This is a genomic window from Peribacillus sp. TE19612 (genome assembly GCF_056279465.1).
In genome coordinates, this window is the sequence record NZ_JBWCCL010000011.1 from 64,182 (window position 1) to 79,834 (window position 15,653).

Genomic DNA, 15,653 nt, shown 5'->3' on the forward strand with positions numbered 1-15,653 from the left:
TATCGTTTTACTTACCGCGGAATGGTTCCGTTTAAAGTATTTTAATATTTCAGAAAAATTAGTATATTTGTAAGAATATCATAGAAAAGGTAATTACTTCATATATATTTCAATACTTTTAAAAAAACACTAAATTTTCATTGTATGCAATGAAACCTTTTTAAAACAGATTCGTAGAAAACGGTAGAAAATAAATGATGGGGTGATTGAATGTATTCACAAACTGTACAAACATATATGCCGTCCGTCATGCGGACGTTCGCTTTATCTCTTGCCGTTTCCGTTTTAGGTATGGCTCTCGGCACTCTTGTTCCGCCATCCTTGTTTCTTCCCTTGGCGATACTTGAGATCTCCATGTTGATTGGAGCATTCATATTGCGAAGGAAAAAAGCCATCGGTTACACATTTTTGTATATTTTCACGTTGATTTCTGGAATTACGACCTATCCGATCATTGCCCACTACCTAGCCGCTGCAGGGGCAAATGTGGTGATCCTGGCAGGTGTTACGACAACAGTCGTATTTGGAGGACTGGCGGTTTATGCCACAACCACCAAAAGGGACCTTTCATTCTTGAGGGGAATGTTATTTGCGGCCTTGCTAGCTTTAGTCGTCATTAGCATTTTCAACATTTTCTTTCCATTAAGCTCTACAGCCATGCTGGTCTTTTCATTTATAGGGATTTTAGTTTTCAGCGGTTATATTTTATATGATTTCAATCGAATGAAGCATTACGGGGTAACAGCCGAAGAAGTACCGCTCATGGCTTTGAATCTATATCTTGATTTCATTAACCTATTCATTAACATCTTGCGCTTCTTTGGTATTTTAGCAAGCGATGACTAAAAGACCTAACAAGGTACCATAAAAAAGACGCTTGGATTTATCCAAGCGTCTTTTCACTTAATGTCTCGATCATCAATAAGAACGGCTGAAGGGATGCCTATCTTATTTATATAATCCTGGATTTGATTGATCGGTCCATGGCAGTTTCACACCGAAAGTACTTGCAATGAACTGTGTATCTTCCCTTCTTTTTTTCCTTATTTGGGCCCGTTGTTTTGCTGATTCATTTAAATTCATTTCCATCTCCGTTTCCGGAACCAAACGCGGAACAGGAATTGGTTTACCTTCTTCATTAATGGCAACAAATGTCAGGAAGGAAATGACGCATAAATTTCGGGCTCCTGTAACTAAATCCTCTGCAATCACCTTTACGATGATTTCCATTGATGTTCTGCCCGTATAAGTCACGAAGCTTTCAAGGCAAACTGCATTTCCTTCGTGAATAGGGTGCAGGAAATCTACGGAATCAGTTGATGCCGTAACGACGTTGCTTCGCGCATGACGCATGGCTGATATAGCCGCTACATCATCAATGTATGCCATTAATTTGCCTCCGAACATCGTACCAATATTATTTGTATCCGGCGGGAGGACAAGGCTTGTTTTTATGACCAAAGAGTCCCGGCAATTTTTTGTTTCTTCCATGGTGACTGCACTCCTTTATGTCTGATTTCTCACTAGTTCACTTTATCGAATTCTTACCTGTAAAGCAATTCACATGCTTATTTTCCTGCTATTAGTCAAAATTATGCGGCTTATAATGAAGCCAACCACTTTCACTGCCCTTTTGGCTGCTTGCCTTGCTGCAGCTCACGCAGACTTAAGCCAAATGTCATTTGTAAATGCGGATAATCCTTGAACCCTGCCCAATCCCCTCCCCAATCGAAACCTAACCCTTTAGCGATTGTAACGACTTCCATCCAATCCGACTTTCCATTACCGTTACCGTCATAACTCATATCCCAAATGGCCTCGCCTTGTTTGTTAAGGAGGGCAAAATCTATCGCCAAACCGAAATTATGCAGCGACTCGCCACCTCTTGCATTCGTTACGATGTTGCCCGGGTCTGATCGGCCCTTTTCATAGAGTTCATTTTGTTCGGCTAAAGACCGGAATCCGGCCGTAATGATTACCGGGATGCCTTTGTCCTTAGCCAGTTGAATGAGCTCGTCTTTTTTTTCGGCGACAATCGGATTCAGCTCGTCAGTCAGTTCGATTTCGTCTAGATCAGGCGGAAGCATATACTTGAACAAGAGCCACAGCAGCAATCCGAAAAAGCCCAATACCAAATATGTCCTTACCCAAGTGGCTTTCACTTAAAAAATCCTTCCCTTTACGAAAATATCTGTCTAAAATGAAAAACTCAACCAAAGACGGATGAGTTTTTCTTCTATTATAACTTTGCTTTTAATTCTTCAATTTGCAATAAATGCCGTTTTTCATGCAGTCCCACGAACGGAATCCATTGCTTCAGGCTTAAATCTTTGAACAAAGGATGCGGAAAAGACTTTTGTTCGAGATCAATTTCCTTTGCATGGTCAACGACATGTACAAAAGCTTTTCGGGATTCGGACAACTTCTCCTTAACTTCACTCAAAGTTTGGTATGATTCCGACGGAGTGACAAATGGCGGGGCCTCGACCTTCACTTCACGATTTAACGTAAGTTCTATCGGTTTATCCACTGCAGCAATGCTTTCATAGCTCTTCAATTTATCGGAAATGCTCTTTGTTATGGCGCTCTCCATTAAATATAAATGATCCAAAACCTGGATGATGCTTCATCTTCCTGTTTCAGGTTGGGCGTTCAGCTGTTCATCCGATAGTCCGTTGACCGCATTTAAAAGTTCTTCCCTGATTTTTTCATGTTCATTCATTTTAGCACTTCCTCTTATCAGCCTCGCTAATCTCCTTTAATTATTCCATGTCCTATAGGAAAGTGTAAAATAATAATACTTTTTGACAAAACGAACCGATTAAAAGTTGTCTATTTTTCCAAAAGCTCTATGATAGTCATAAAGGCAAAAATCATCTAGGACAGTAAAATAGGAGTGATCGTTATGAGTGGAGGACATATTCCATTCAGCCACAAAGGGCGCAGTGCAATACATGCATTACCCTCAAAAGGAAGCATATGGTTGATGCTTAAACAAATGTTCAATCGGGTCCCATCGAAATGGAAGTTTTGCTCTTTGGTTTTATGTATCATGCTTTTCATTTCATTGCTTGAGTTCTCCATCCCCCAATTGACACAGTTTACGATTGATAAAATCATTCCCGAAAAAAGATATGACTCGTTGATCTGGATTGGTGCAGGAATTCTTTGTGCTGCAATCTTATTGGCTATACTGAACTACTTTAACAGCTATATCGTTTCCAAGGTCGGTCAAAAGGCCATCATGGATATACGTAATAGCATGTATGAACATATTCAAACACTGGATATGAAATTCTTTGATAAAAACCGGACTGGTGACTTAATGTCGCGGTTGACCAATGATGTCAATTTACTGCAGCAGCTTATCTCTTCGAGCATGCTTCAAGTGTTGACTGACACGGTGACCTTCATTGCCGTAGCGTTATATATGCTTTTCATTAACTGGAAGCTTACCATTGTCCTTCTAATTACATTCCCTTTCATGTTCTATATCACAAGGGTATTCGGGAAACGCATCAGGATGTCATTTAGGTCTGTGCAAAGTTCCGCAGGAGATGTCAGCAAGGATTCGATTTCAGGAATGCGGCTCATTCAATCTTTTACAAATGAAGAATTCGAATCAAGACGGTTTGCGGAGCGTAATCAGGAAAATATGACTGCAAACCTTAAGTCCGTTCGGCTGCGTTCCATGTTCGGGCCGATTATTGATTTATTGAACAATATCGGTCTTGTAGCAGTCATTGTGTTCGGTGCTTGGCAAGTGATGGAAGGTGAATTCACAATAGGATTAATCGTGGCCTTTCTAGCATATTTGAGGTTGCTGCAGAGTCCCGTTCGCAATTTTAGCCGGGTAATCAGCATTGTCCAGCAATCAGCCGCCGCCTTTGAGCGGATAACTGAAATATTGGAAACCCAACCTGAAATAAGTGACAAGGGAAATGCCATTGAACTCCCTGCCATAAAAAAGAAAATTGAGTTTAAAAGTGTTGATTTTGCTTATGATGAGACTGTTCCTGTTCTCGGCAATCTAAACCTGACCATGAAAGCTGGTCAAGTAACCGCTTTGGTCGGCTCCTCCGGCGCAGGAAAATCGACCATCACGAGCCTACTGATCCGATTTTATGATCCGCAAAATGGAACGATTAAAATGGATGGACATAATATCAAAGATGTGTCACTGAAATCATTACGGGGACAAATGGGAATTGTTTCTCAGGATATCATTCTATTCAATGGTTCTATCCGTGATAACATCGTATATGGCAAACTTAATGCTACAGATGATGAAATCATCGAATCCGCCAAAGCTGCAAATGCGCATGACTTTATCAGTGCCTTTCCTGATGGTTATGATTCTCAGATCGGGGAGCGCGGAGTCAAGCTTTCAGGCGGACAAAAACAGCGCATTGCCATTGCCAGGGCACTTTTGAAAAATCCGCAAATCATCATTCTCGATGAAGCAACGGCGGCCTTGGATACAGAATCTGAACATTTGATACAGCAAGCCTTGTCACGTTTAATGAAAAAACGGACTTCAATAGTCATTGCACATCGTTTATCGACCATTCATGACGCCGATCAAATCATCGTTCTGGAAAAAGGGCAGGTTCTTGAAAAAGGAACACATGACCAGTTAATGCAAAACAACGGCCGATACAAGCAGCTCCATGACTTACAGTTCCCTCAACTAAGCGATATCAAATACCTAGCAACTTAGCAGGCAAACATGCACAGAAAGCCTTTCTGTGCATGTTTGGTTTCATTTGAAGTCATAACTTTCCAAAACCCGATTCGCAATGAGCTGATACCCTTTTTCATTCGGATGTAACTTATCACTGAAATACTTTGTTTTCTTTTCATCTTCAAAAAGATCATTTGTAGGAATGAATAACATCCGTTCACCTTTATCGGCTAATCCCTTTATTGACTCGTTATAATCGCGAATGTGCTTTTCAAGTTTTTGATTGTCTTTAATTGGGTTATATAGTCCTACTACCAGAATATCCGCTTTATCGTTTGCCTCTATCAGTGTTGATGTAATCTTTTTCAGATGGTTGATATATTCCCGTTTACCCTCATTGATTTTTCGGTCACTTATTTTCTCCAAGTTCCCGCCATTACTATTGATCAAGTCATTCGTTCCAATAAAAACAATGAAAGTATCGGCTTCATCAAGTTTCGTTTTAATGCGGTAATCATCTAGCTGTTTCATCACCCCATCCGTTTCCTGGCCTTTAATACCGTAATTCCAAAAACTCACTTTTTGCTCCGATTGCGGATTATTCAATTCATCCTCAAGGCCTTCTATATATCCTTCCCCGTTCTTATCCCCTTTTCCATAGGTTAATGAATCTCCAAAAGCCATGACCCTTTGCACATCTTCCGACTCCGAGGCCTGAAATTCATATGCAGCAAAACATATAACCAGTACGATAATCAATATACCTGTCAATTTTTTCATTTGGTTCTCCTCTTGTCTTTTTACTAGAAGTATTTAATCTTTTTCATACCCAAAAAATCTGCAGTACTAACATAAAAAAGAATTGTCAGATAAAGAATAAAGAGTGTATGATAATATAAAACTTTCAATGGAAACGGGATTACCCTTCATTCTGGAGATTGAATAAATGATAGTTAGGAGTTTAAATCATGAAAGAACACATAGAGTTTAGAGAGGCAGAACTATCTGATCTACCCAGAATTGTTGAAATATATAATTCGACAATTGCTTCAAGAATGGTCACGGCAGATACGGAACCTGTATCCGTCCAATCGAGGGTTAAATGGTTTGAGGAACATCATTCAGAAAGTAGACCGCTATATATCATTACTATAGAAGGGAAAACCGCTGGATGGATGAGCTTTCAATCCTTTTATGGCCGACCGGCATATAATTCCACTGCCGAAATCAGTATTTACATTGATGATTATTTCCGGGGAAAAGGAATTGGACAAATTTCGATTCGAAAGGCAATTGAATTGAGTCCAAAATTAGGTGTTAAGACTTTATTGGGTTTCATTTTTGCCCATAATACACCAAGCCTTAAGCTTTTTTCCAAATTCGGGTTTGAAGAATGGGCACATTTACCTCAAGTTGCCGAGATGGATGGCATTGAGCGGGATTTGATCATTCTAGGTAAACGTGTCGATATTTAATATATAATTCTTTAGAGCTATTGCCTTGAGCAGTAGCTTTTTCAGATTAATACAGGTCGAATTGCTAATTTAAAAATACCTATATGCTTCTTGAAGGGAAAAATATTCAGAATCTCTTTTACTTGCTAAGGCATTCAATAGCGTATCCAATTCTTGACTGGCTTGTACAGTCAGCAGATTTGTTAAGCCGTATATCGCTCCCAACTTTATCATTTCCTGTCTCTTCTCTTCTACTTTTTCTATAGTTACCTTACGGCAAGGCATCATAGTCACCTCCCATTTATTCAATATTTTTACACTTTCATCATAATGAAACCACTAGTTAAAATCAACTATTTTTCAGAAATTAAATGTGTTATTTTATAGGTAAAATGTGACAAAACACCTATTTTGTTATTTAATTATGTATAATTTGTGTCGTTTTCTAATAAACGCAAAAAAAGCATCCACTAGTGTAGACTGCGAATGCTTACATCATATCCCTTATCCAAAAATCCAAATATTGTATTCCGTTTACTATGTCATCCATTCAGAAGGTGACTCGTTATTAGGTCTATTTATAACAATCTTATATTCATCTTCAAGTACTTTTAATGGGGCATCATAAAGGTGCCTTTCATCAGAGGTTTTGTATACTCCATTGGCCAATAGCTCTTCAATGAGTTTTGCCTTCCTCTGTTCAATCCTCTTAAATAATTCTGCCATGTAAATGGCTCCTTTCCCAGTCGTCCTAGTGCCTGCTTCTAGTTAGCTAAACTTTATCAACTTGTTTGATTTCACCAAATTATATATACCTTTTCTAGTATGTCACTAAACGTTATTTCCCAAAAATAAAAGCCCCTTCTAATTTAAGAAGAGGCTGACAGTGTCCGTACGGCTCTTCTTATCTTCCAAGCATATGCTTGTTGGATTTAGCACAGTTCCCTAAACGGGTCCGCTGCCGAGGTTTCTTAGGGCCAAGTCCCTCCACCTCTCTGGATAAGAATTCGATATATAATGATGTAGAAATGATTCTATCCTAATAATCTTCAAAAGTCAATTACCTGGTTCTCCCTTTTTTCCTGGACATAAAGTGATACCTCTTTCAAATACGGGTTGCATTTTCTTGTCTTTCTGATATGATGTCAGTAATTACATACAATTCACACCACTAGGGGAGTCTTTTTTAAGACTGAGATGGAATTAGTTCCGGACCCTTTGAACCTGAACCGGCTCATACCGGCGGAGGGAAGTGGATGATATCGTCCATTTTACAGACTATATCCATCTACCCCGTTCCGTATTCAGGAACGGGGTTTTTTATTCAACAAAGGGAGCCATTCTATAGGAGGATGAACAATGGAGAATACAAAATTAGAAACATTCAGTGATAGACTGCACGCACGGGCAAAAGAGATTTGGAAAAGGAACCATTCACATCCCTTTGTCCAGGCAATTGGAAACGGTACACTTCCTGAAAAGAAATTTGCCTATTACCTGAAGCAGGACTATGTCTATCTCATGGATTATTCCAAGCTCTTTGCTTTAGGTGTCATCAAAGCCCATAACATCGAAACCATGGCAAAATTTGCGAGCATTTTAAATGAAACCCTTCAAGTGGAAATGGATATTCATCGGCATTATGCTTCCGAATTCGGGATCAGCTCCAAGGAATTGGAAAATACAGAACCTACTCCAACCACTCTAGCCTATACAGGTTACATGCTAAATGCAGCTCAGCATGGGACTTTGGCAGACTTGATCGCCTGTCTCCTGCCCTGCGCTTGGGATTATTATGAAATCGGTTTGCTATTAAAAGAACAAAATGGAGCAGCACTGGAAAACAATCGCTACGCAGATTGGATAAGGTCCTATTCATCTCCTGAATTCGGGGAAGCACACAAGTGGCTGATCACTTTGTTGGAAGAATTGACGGAAGGCATGCCTGAAAAGGAACTTCTTAGATTAGAAAAGCACTTTTTGGTTACTTCCCGATATGAATATTTATTCTGGGACATGGTTCAAAATGAGCAGGATTGGCCTCTGTAGGTGGTTGACATGAGGATGAATCCTATCAAGAAACTGACATTGACTGCCATGATCACGGCTTTAACGACGCTGACCAGTTCATTTATTTTCATCCCTGCAGGATTTGCAAAAATCTTTCCTATTCAACATCTGGCAAATGTCCTGACGGCGGTTCTATTGGGGCCTGCATATGCTGTGACACAAGCTTTTTTAGTTTCCATCATTAGAAACATGTCTGGTACCGGTTCAATTTTCGCCTTTCCCGGCAGCATGATTGGTGCACTTTTGGCCGCCATCCTTTATCGAAAAACACAAAGCTTAAAATTCGCCTGTTTAGGGGAAGTGATCGGGACCGGCATTCTCGGTTCCCTGGCCTGTTATCCGCTTGCAACCCTCCTATTGGGAGAAAAAGCTGCTCTTTTTGGTTTTTTACCGGCTTTTATGTTCAGTTCATTCGCAGGGGCGATTTTAGCTTTCATATTACTTAAAATACTGCTAAAAAATAATTATATGAAGGGGTTTTTTTATGAAAACAGCATTAACGATCGCAGGCTCTGATTCAGGGGGCGGTGCTGGAATACAAGCGGATTTAAAAACATTTTCTGCACATGGTGTATTTGGAATGTCTGCCATCACAGCCGTAACCGCCCAAAACACAATGGAAGTCCGTTCTGTACAGCCCATTGAAACAGCTATCATATCGGATCAAATTGCAGCTATCTTTGAAGATATTCCTGTCGATGCAGTAAAAATAGGCATGCTTGGATCAAAAGAAATCGTGGAAACGGTCGCTGCGTCCCTTAAAACCTTCATGCCTGCCATCGTTATCCTTGACCCTGTCATGGTTTCCAAAAGCGGCCACCATTTGCTCGACGAAAAGGCCGTCTCTGCCTTAAAAATGGAATTGCTTCCGCTTGCAACTCTTGTAACACCCAATGTACCAGAAGCGGAAGTACTTACTGGCTTCCCGATTCGGACGAAACAAGATTTCTACAGGGCATGCATTACGATACAAGAAATGGGTCCCAAAGCCGTTTTACTTAAAGGCGGCCATGCAGCAGGAAATCCAAATGATCTTTTTTATGATGGTACTGACTTCCACTGGATCAAGGGAGAGCGCATTCATACCAAAAACACTCATGGTACGGGCTGCACCCTATCATCCGCCATTACATCTAACCTGGCAAATGGACTGCCATTGCAAGTCTCGATCGAACAAGCCAAGACCTATATTTCCGAAGCGATACGCAATAGCTTTTCAATCGGTAAAGGTCATGGACCTGTCCATCATTTTCATTCATATTCAAAAAAAGAACGGAGTGACTTGTTATGAAGATTTCTTCAGCCGATTTATTTATGAAGGTAAGAGAAAGGAAACCACTCGTTCACCAAATCACCAACTTTGTTACGGTCAATGACTGTGCAAATGCCACCCTTGCCATCGGAGGTTCACCAGTAATGACATCGAGCCCAAGAGAAGTGGCGGATATGGTCAAATTAGCAAATGCATTGGTCCTGAATTTCGGTACGATCGATGATAAAGCCTTGGAAGCAATGGAGATTGCCGGTAAAACGGCAAATGCCCTGGACATCCCGGTGATTTTGGACCCGGTGGGAGTTGGTGCCACCTCCTATCGTACAGAGCAAGTCAAAGAGCTCCTAAGAAAGGTTACTTTCCAAATCATTCGCGGAAATGCGAGTGAAATCCTGTCAATGATGGGTGGGGATACCGTTACACGCGGGGTGGATTCGGGGGAACTTGCGATTAGCAATGCCGAGCTGGCTGCACAAGCGGCAAATGAATTGAATAGCATCATCGTGGTCAGCGGAGCTAAGGATGCGGTCAGCGATGGAAAACATACGTCCATCATCGATAACGGGAACCTCCTTTTAACTAATGTTACAGGTACCGGTTGCATGTCCACTGCTCTTATCGGAACTTTTTCCGGAGTCACCGATGATTTCTATTCTGCCGCAATTGCCGGTATATCAACAATGAGCATATCAGGGGAACTGGCAGCCTCAACCCTTCAAAAGGATGAAGGAACAGGTACTTTCCGTGTGCGATTAATCGATGCCATATCAAGAATGGATAAGGAAATCTGGATGCATGAGGTGAAACTAAGTGAAGAAGTCGCAATTTGATTTAAGCCTGTATTTAGTTACGGAAGAGTCCATAGCAATAGAAGAATTGACCAAAATCATTGCAGAATCGGTTTCAGGAGGAGTCTCGATCGTACAACTTAGAGAGAAAAACAATTCCTCCCTCTCCTTTTATAAAAAAGCATCTGCATTAAAACAGTTATTGAATGAGCTTTCCATTCCCCTTATCATCAATGACCGGGTGGATATAGCACTTGCGGTTGGAGCGCACGGAATTCATATTGGACAAGATGACCTTCCACTGCCTGTCGTCAAAAAAATGGTTCCTGAAGATATGATTGTCGGTGTATCTGTCTCCACTCTTGAAGAAGCTCTCGAAGCCGAACGAAATGGAGCCGATTATATCGGAGTAGGTTCCGTTTTCCCCACCAAGACCAAACAAGATGCAACTCTAATGGCACTTGAGGATCTGGGGGGAATTTGCCGCGGCGTATCCATTCCCGCAGTAGCCATCGGGGGTATCACTGCCGATAACATTTCCGCTCTTTCTGATAGCGGACTATCAGGTACCGCAGTCGTATCGGCCATCATGAATGCAAATAATCCGAAGACTGCATCCGAATCCCTTTTAAAAATAATAAAAGACTTTAAATAACAAAAGGATGGAGACTGCATGCAGTCCCCATCCTTTGTTTATGTCAAAACGGTATTCTTTGTTTCCTTCCCAAAAGCCACGGCAACTGCCCCCACTAAAATAGCAATTGTAAAAATGGTGAAAATCGATGAAATCGGGGTGTCTGCGGCAACTAGATACCCTACAAGCAAAGGTCCCAGAACACCGCCAATTCTCCCGATCCCTGCAGCTAACCCAGCCCCTGTACCGCGAACTGATGTTGGATACTGCTCAGGTGTATACGCATAAAGTGCACCCCATGCCCCTAGGTTGAAGAAAGAGAGGAACATTCCGGAAACTATCAGCAGTGCCAGCCCCTCTGCCGATCCAAAGAAAAAGGCACTGACGGCCGTTCCAATTAAGTATGTGATCAAAACGAATTTACGTCCCATCTTCTCTATCAGCCATGCAGCTGAAAAATAACCCGGAAGCTGTGCAAGCGTCATGATCAAAACATATTCAAAGCTTTGAATCATGCTGAAGCCTTTTAGGACCATCACGCTTGGCAGCCATAAAAACATCCCATAATAGGAAAAGACCACGCAAAACCATAGAATCCACAATACAAGGGTCTGACGGGAGTATTCCTTTTTCCAGACACTTTTCATATTGCTTAATACAGATGGTCTTTGCTTTTTTTCAAGTTCCGTATACTTTGGTGAATCCGGCAGTTTCAAGCGCAGATACAGCGCATATAAAGCTGGAACTGCACTCAATAATAATGCTACCCGCCAACCATAAGCCGGTATGATGAAATAGGATATGAGTGCTGCCAAAATCCAGCCAACCGCCCAAAAGCTTTCAAGAAGGACGACGACCCTTCCCCTTTTACTCGCTTCAACACTTTCAGAGACCAATGTCGAGGCAACCGGGAGTTCTCCCCCAAGTCCCATTCCAATCAAAAAACGCAATATCAAGAACAGGCTGAGTGTACTGACTGCTGCAGACAGGCCACTTGCGATCGAAAACAATAATAATGTAATGATAAAGACATTCTTTCGTCCGACCCTGTCGGCCATCGCACCAAAGAATACGGCGCCAACGGCCATTCCTATGGAGTTTATGCTCCCAATCCAGCCAACTTGCTCACTGGTTAAGTTCCAATCCTGCTTTAATGCAACAATGATGAAAGAAAGCATACCGACATCAAGTGCATCGAACATCCATCCAAGACCCGCAACACCAAGTAACTTACGCTGCGATATCATTTTCGCATTATTTCCCATATATTCCTCCTGAAGAACTTTAGACCTTCTTGTTATTTTATCCTTATTCATTTTAACTATTAACTTTCATTTTTGCTATAGTAATTACACATGTCATGACAAAAAAATACTACATTTTTATAATAGATGAAGAAATCTTGGATATTCTGTCGAATGTTATAGATTGAATATTCCCTTTTTTTCATTTATCATAAAAATTGGCAATCAAAGCGTTAACAATAAGTCATCATGTTTTGCCCAAGATAATCATTTTATTCAGGAGGGTAATTAATGACAAATCTAACGTTAGAAGTAAGTGGAAAGCTGCAAAAATTTTTAACAGGACCAAAAAAGCTCTATATTAATGGTCAGTTTGTAGAAAGTGCTTCAAAAAAAACCTTCTCCACTCCTAATCCTGCTACAGGACAAAAACTTGCCGATGTTTATGAAGCTGATAAAGAAGATATCGACTTAGCCGTCAAAGCTGCACGCAAAGCATTCGATGAAGGTCCTTGGTCAAGAATGAGCGCAGCTGCACGCAGTAGACTGATGTATAAACTAGCCGATTTAATGGAAGAAAATAAAACTGAACTTGCTCAATTGGAAACGTTGGATAATGGGAAACCAATCAGTGAAACTACCAATGCCGACATTCCTTTAGCAATAGAACATATGAGATACTTTGCTGGCTGGTCCACCAAGATTGTTGGACAGACCATCCCGGTAAGCGGAAATTACTTTAACTACACAAAACACGAGGCTGTTGGTGTTGTCGGCCAAATCATCCCATGGAACTTTCCGCTTCTTATGGCGATGTGGAAACTGGGAGCTGCACTTGCTACAGGTTGTACGGTCATATTAAAGCCCGCTGAGCAAACACCGCTTTCAGCACTTTACCTTGCTGAATTATTGGATGAAGCCGGTTTCCCTGATGGGGTCGTCAATATCGTTCCCGGTTTTGGTGAAACCGCTGGACAAGCGCTTGTCGACCATCCGCAAGTAAATAAAATTGCATTTACCGGTTCGACCGAAGTTGGAAAATTGATCATGCGTTCCGCTTCATATTCATTGAAACGGGTCACATTGGAACTTGGAGGGAAATCGCCAAACATCATCCTGCCTGATGCGGATTTCTCAAAAGCCATCCCTGGAGCTTTGAATGGGGTCATGTTTAACCAAGGCCAGGTATGCTGTGCCGGTTCAAGGGTTTATATCCAAAAGAAACATTATGATAATGTTGTTGCCGATATGGCCAGCCATGCAAAAAACATCAAACAAGGGATAGGCCTAGATCCAAGTACACAAATTGGACCGCTTGTTTCCGAGGAGCAGCAAAATCGGGTAATGGGCTATATTGAAAAAGGGAAAAACGAGGGTGCGGAAGTTCTTGTCGGCGGAAATAAACCGGGTGAGCAAGGCTACTTTGTTTCTCCTACTATATTCGCTGGTGTTGAAGAGGATATGACGATTGCTAAAGAAGAGATTTTCGGACCGGTCATAGCGGCAATGCCATTCGAGGATTTAGATGATGTCATTAACCGTGCAAATGCCAGTGAATATGGTTTGGCTGCCGGCTTATGGACAAGCGATATAGCCAATGCCCATTATGTTGCAGGAAAACTCCGTGCCGGTACCGTATGGGTGAACTGTTATAACGCGTTCGACGCAGCTTCTCCGTTCGGCGGCTACAAACAATCTGGAATCGGACGTGAAATGGGATCTTATGCACTGGACAACTATTCTGAAGTGAAAAGCGTCTGGATTAATTTGGGTAAATGATTTACTGACTATTAAGAAAGAGGGTCTCAAAGAGGCCCTCTTTCTTTCAGTCCATTGATTCACTGCACCAAATCATCAAATTATTCAACTATTCAAACCTTTTCAATAGTCTTTCCTTCTTTAGTTTTGGTAAAATGCAAGATAGACAAAATAGCTGCTGGAGCAGCTCCCTGCCGGTTATAATGAACTCCTTCGTATTCGAGTAGTTTTCACAAACGATGTAAAAAGTTTCTTTTTTATATGACAAAAAGTACAATTGAAAATGTAGAAAATGGAAAAGGAGTTTTAAATGATGAGTGATTTTCAAACGAATTTAGAAAAATATGCAGAACTTGCCGTAAAAGTCGGCGTAAACATCCAAAAAGATCAAACCTTGGTCGTAAACACAACATTAGAGGGTGCTGACCTTGTGCGTCTCATTGTAAAAAAGGCATATGAAAACGGTGCGCGCAATGTCATCGTTAATTGGAATGACGATATCGTTTCACGTACCAAATATGAATTGGCTCCGGATGAGGTGTTCCACGAATATCCAAAGTGGCGCGCAGAAGAAACGATTGAACTCGCAGAAAACGGAGCTGCTTATCTATCCGTCATCTCCTCCAGCCCTGACTTATTAAAAGGTGTAAAGCCTGAAAGGATTGCCAACTACCAAAAAGCATCCGGGACAGCACTGAAGAAGTGGCGTCAGTATATGCAATCCGATAAAGTGAGCTGGTCCATAGTTGCCGTCCCTTCAAAGGCTTGGGCTGATAAAGTATTCCCTGAAGAAGCAGAAGGAAAACGTGTTGATCTGCTATGGGAAGCCATTTTCAAAGCAGTTCGTGTTGATGTGAAAGATCCTGTGGAAGCCTGGAAAAAACACGATGATACCCTGCATGAAAAGGTTGATTATTTAAATGATAAGCATTACCAAAAATTGCATTATACGGCTCCCGGAACCAACCTGACAATCGAATTACCCGACAAACATCTTTGGGTAGGGGCAGGAAGCGTTAACGTACAGGGTCATGAATTCATGGCTAATATGCCAACCGAAGAAGTGTTTACAGTTCCATTGAAAACAGGCGTTAACGGTACGGTTTCCAGTACGAAACCACTTAGTTACGGCGGAAACATCATCAATAATTTTTCCGTGACGTTTAAGGAAGGACGGATCATTGAAGTAAAAGCAGAAGAAGGGGAAGAAATCCTAAAGCAATTGGTTGAAACGGATGAAGGTTCACACTACCTTGGTGAAGTCGCGCTTGTTCCATTCAACTCACCGATTTCCCAATCGAATGTTTTATTCTTCAACACATTATTTGATGAAAATGCATCAAACCATCTCGCTATCGGCAGCTCCTATGCTTTCTGTATTGAAGGCGGAAAAAACATGAGTCCAGAAGAACTTGCAGAAAATGGACTGAATGAAAGCCTTACACATGTCGATTTCATGATTGGATCGGAGAAAATGAACATCGACGGCATCAAACAGGACGGCACTTCGGAACCCGTGTTCCGTAATGGGGATTGGGCGTTTTAATTAACCGGCTTTAAGCCCGTCCATCACTTGAAAACCTTCAGCCACGTGATTTCTGCATTACTTGGGAACATGTGGCTGTTTTTTCATGCCCAAAAAAGGAGACAAGCCCGTAGTAATATCGACTCCTTGCTTTCGAGTAAGTTCATTCACTATAACTTGGCCTGCCCCCGCTTAATCCCATATTGTGACATCCACTCCTTGT

Annotated in this window: 17 protein-coding genes and 2 riboswitches; of the genes, 10 read left to right on the plus strand and 7 right to left on the minus strand. The window is 41.4% G+C overall.

Annotation, left to right across the window (positions count from 1 at the left end; translation table 11 throughout):
* Nucleotides 1-210: 210 nt before the first annotated feature.
* On the plus strand, nt 211-846 hold the full coding sequence (locus tag ACZ9AO_RS19090; protein ID WP_476109869.1) for a Bax inhibitor-1/YccA family protein: 636 nt from the start codon (nt 211-213) through the stop codon (nt 844-846).
* A 102-nt stretch (nt 847-948) separates the two neighbouring features.
* Here ACZ9AO_RS19090 and ACZ9AO_RS19095 read toward each other — a convergent pair whose 3' ends face one another.
* From ACZ9AO_RS19095 to ACZ9AO_RS19105, 3 genes are all read right to left on the minus strand, one after another.
* Nucleotides 949-1,491 carry an acyl-CoA thioesterase gene (locus ACZ9AO_RS19095; protein ID WP_034314279.1) on the minus strand — a complete coding sequence of 181 codons (543 nt, stop codon included), beginning with the start codon at nt 1,489-1,491 and terminating at the stop codon, nt 949-951.
* Nucleotides 1,492-1,622: 131 nt separating this feature from the next.
* On the minus strand, nt 1,623-2,162 hold the full coding sequence (locus ACZ9AO_RS19100; protein ID WP_476109871.1) for a M15 family metallopeptidase: 540 nt from the start codon (nt 2,160-2,162) through the stop codon (nt 1,623-1,625).
* Nucleotides 2,163-2,239: 77 nt separating this feature from the next.
* Complete coding sequence (locus ACZ9AO_RS19105) at nt 2,240-2,623, minus strand: DinB family protein (protein ID WP_476109974.1); 384 nt, start codon at nt 2,621-2,623, stop codon at nt 2,240-2,242.
* Nucleotides 2,624-2,905: 282 nt separating this feature from the next.
* Here ACZ9AO_RS19105 and ACZ9AO_RS19110 point away from each other — a divergent pair, with 282 nt between their 5' ends.
* A complete protein-coding gene (locus ACZ9AO_RS19110; RefSeq protein WP_476109873.1) occupies nt 2,906-4,720 on the plus strand; it encodes an ABC transporter ATP-binding protein in 1,815 nt (604 codons plus the stop codon).
* Between the two features lie 42 nt (nt 4,721-4,762).
* Here the strand turns inward: ACZ9AO_RS19110 and ACZ9AO_RS19115 are convergent, their stop codons facing one another.
* On the minus strand, nt 4,763-5,464 hold the full coding sequence (locus tag ACZ9AO_RS19115) for a DUF459 domain-containing protein (protein WP_476109875.1): 702 nt from the start codon (nt 5,462-5,464) through the stop codon (nt 4,763-4,765).
* A 188-nt stretch (nt 5,465-5,652) separates the two neighbouring features.
* Here ACZ9AO_RS19115 and ACZ9AO_RS19120 point away from each other — a divergent pair, with 188 nt between their 5' ends.
* Nucleotides 5,653-6,159: an N-acetyltransferase family protein gene (locus ACZ9AO_RS19120; protein WP_476109876.1), complete on the plus strand. Its 507-nt coding sequence runs from the start codon at nt 5,653-5,655 to the stop codon at nt 6,157-6,159.
* 69 nt (nt 6,160-6,228) lie between these two features.
* On the opposite strand, the gene ACZ9AO_RS19125 is transcribed toward ACZ9AO_RS19120, so the two are convergent.
* On the minus strand, nt 6,229-6,423 hold the full coding sequence (locus tag ACZ9AO_RS19125) for an aspartyl-phosphate phosphatase Spo0E family protein (RefSeq protein ID WP_318292373.1): 195 nt from the start codon (nt 6,421-6,423) through the stop codon (nt 6,229-6,231).
* Between the two features lie 252 nt (nt 6,424-6,675).
* Nucleotides 6,676-6,864 carry a Fur-regulated basic protein FbpA gene (locus ACZ9AO_RS19130; RefSeq protein WP_034314291.1) on the minus strand — a complete coding sequence of 63 codons (189 nt, stop codon included), beginning with the start codon at nt 6,862-6,864 and terminating at the stop codon, nt 6,676-6,678.
* Between the two features lie 175 nt (nt 6,865-7,039).
* Nucleotides 7,040-7,144, minus strand: a riboswitch (SAM riboswitch).
* Nucleotides 7,145-7,301: 157 nt separating this feature from the next.
* Nucleotides 7,302-7,406: riboswitch (TPP riboswitch) on the plus strand.
* A 91-nt stretch (nt 7,407-7,497) separates the two neighbouring features.
* Here ACZ9AO_RS19130 and tenA point away from each other — a divergent pair.
* The 5 genes from tenA to thiE are packed head-to-tail and all read left to right on the plus strand — an operon-like array spanning nt 7,498 to nt 10,924.
* Entirely contained in the window at nt 7,498-8,187 is a 690-nt protein-coding gene (gene tenA, locus ACZ9AO_RS19135) for a thiaminase II (RefSeq protein WP_053534217.1), read from the plus strand.
* A 15-nt stretch (nt 8,188-8,202) separates the two neighbouring features.
* Complete coding sequence (thiW, locus tag ACZ9AO_RS19140) at nt 8,203-8,724, plus strand: energy coupling factor transporter S component ThiW (RefSeq protein ID WP_095390092.1); 522 nt, start codon at nt 8,203-8,205, stop codon at nt 8,722-8,724.
* Nucleotides 8,693-9,499 carry a bifunctional hydroxymethylpyrimidine kinase/phosphomethylpyrimidine kinase gene (gene thiD / locus ACZ9AO_RS19145; protein ID WP_476109878.1) on the plus strand — a complete coding sequence of 269 codons (807 nt, stop codon included), beginning with the start codon at nt 8,693-8,695 and terminating at the stop codon, nt 9,497-9,499. Before thiW ends, thiD begins: the two co-directional genes overlap by 32 nt.
* Entirely contained in the window at nt 9,496-10,311 is an 816-nt protein-coding gene (gene thiM, locus ACZ9AO_RS19150; RefSeq protein ID WP_476109880.1) for a hydroxyethylthiazole kinase, read from the plus strand. The genes thiD and thiM overlap by 4 nt, the downstream gene beginning before the upstream one ends.
* The gene (gene thiE / locus ACZ9AO_RS19155; RefSeq protein WP_476109882.1) at nt 10,292-10,924 is read left to right on the plus strand and encodes a thiamine phosphate synthase; all 633 of its coding nucleotides are present in this window, start codon (nt 10,292-10,294) and stop codon (nt 10,922-10,924) included. The genes thiM and thiE overlap by 20 nt, the downstream gene beginning before the upstream one ends.
* Before the next feature lie 38 nt (nt 10,925-10,962).
* On the opposite strand, the gene ACZ9AO_RS19160 is transcribed toward thiE, so the two are convergent.
* Nucleotides 10,963-12,168, minus strand: a complete 1,206-nt coding sequence (locus ACZ9AO_RS19160; RefSeq protein WP_053534213.1) for an MFS transporter — start codon at nt 12,166-12,168, stop codon at nt 10,963-10,965.
* A gap of 270 nt (nt 12,169-12,438) precedes the next feature.
* On the opposite strand from ACZ9AO_RS19160, the gene ACZ9AO_RS19165 reads away from it, so the two are divergent.
* On the plus strand, nt 12,439-13,926 hold the full coding sequence (locus ACZ9AO_RS19165; protein ID WP_458342477.1) for an aldehyde dehydrogenase family protein: 1,488 nt from the start codon (nt 12,439-12,441) through the stop codon (nt 13,924-13,926).
* 292 nt (nt 13,927-14,218) lie between these two features.
* Nucleotides 14,219-15,451 carry an aminopeptidase gene (locus ACZ9AO_RS19170; protein WP_476109885.1) on the plus strand — a complete coding sequence of 411 codons (1,233 nt, stop codon included), beginning with the start codon at nt 14,219-14,221 and terminating at the stop codon, nt 15,449-15,451.
* Nucleotides 15,452-15,653 lie beyond the last annotated feature (202 nt).

Bases quoted from the DNA above. Each gene is read 5' to 3' on its own strand.
- ACZ9AO_RS19090 (WP_476109869.1), top strand. From the start codon at position 211: ATGTATTCACAAACTGTACAAACATATATGCCGTCCGTCATGCGGACG.
- ACZ9AO_RS19095 (WP_034314279.1), bottom strand. From the start codon at position 1,491: ATGGAAGAAACAAAAAATTGCCGGGACTCTTTGGTCATAAAAACAAGC.
- ACZ9AO_RS19110 (WP_476109873.1), top strand. From the start codon at position 2,906: ATGAGTGGAGGACATATTCCATTCAGCCACAAAGGGCGCAGTGCAATA.
- ACZ9AO_RS19115 (WP_476109875.1), bottom strand. From the start codon at position 5,464: ATGAAAAAATTGACAGGTATATTGATTATCGTACTGGTTATATGTTTT.
- ACZ9AO_RS19120 (WP_476109876.1), top strand. From the start codon at position 5,653: ATGAAAGAACACATAGAGTTTAGAGAGGCAGAACTATCTGATCTACCC.
- ACZ9AO_RS19125 (WP_318292373.1), bottom strand. From the start codon at position 6,423: ATGCCTTGCCGTAAGGTAACTATAGAAAAAGTAGAAGAGAAGAGACAG.
- ACZ9AO_RS19130 (WP_034314291.1), bottom strand. From the start codon at position 6,864: ATGGCAGAATTATTTAAGAGGATTGAACAGAGGAAGGCAAAACTCATT.
- tenA (WP_053534217.1), top strand. From the start codon at position 7,498: ATGGAGAATACAAAATTAGAAACATTCAGTGATAGACTGCACGCACGG.
- thiW (WP_095390092.1), top strand. From the start codon at position 8,203: ATGAATCCTATCAAGAAACTGACATTGACTGCCATGATCACGGCTTTA.
- thiD (WP_476109878.1), top strand. From the start codon at position 8,693: ATGAAAACAGCATTAACGATCGCAGGCTCTGATTCAGGGGGCGGTGCT.
- thiM (WP_476109880.1), top strand. From the start codon at position 9,496: ATGAAGATTTCTTCAGCCGATTTATTTATGAAGGTAAGAGAAAGGAAA.
- ACZ9AO_RS19160 (WP_053534213.1), bottom strand. From the start codon at position 12,168: ATGGGAAATAATGCGAAAATGATATCGCAGCGTAAGTTACTTGGTGTT.
- ACZ9AO_RS19165 (WP_458342477.1), top strand. From the start codon at position 12,439: ATGACAAATCTAACGTTAGAAGTAAGTGGAAAGCTGCAAAAATTTTTA.
- ACZ9AO_RS19170 (WP_476109885.1), top strand. From the start codon at position 14,219: ATGAGTGATTTTCAAACGAATTTAGAAAAATATGCAGAACTTGCCGTA.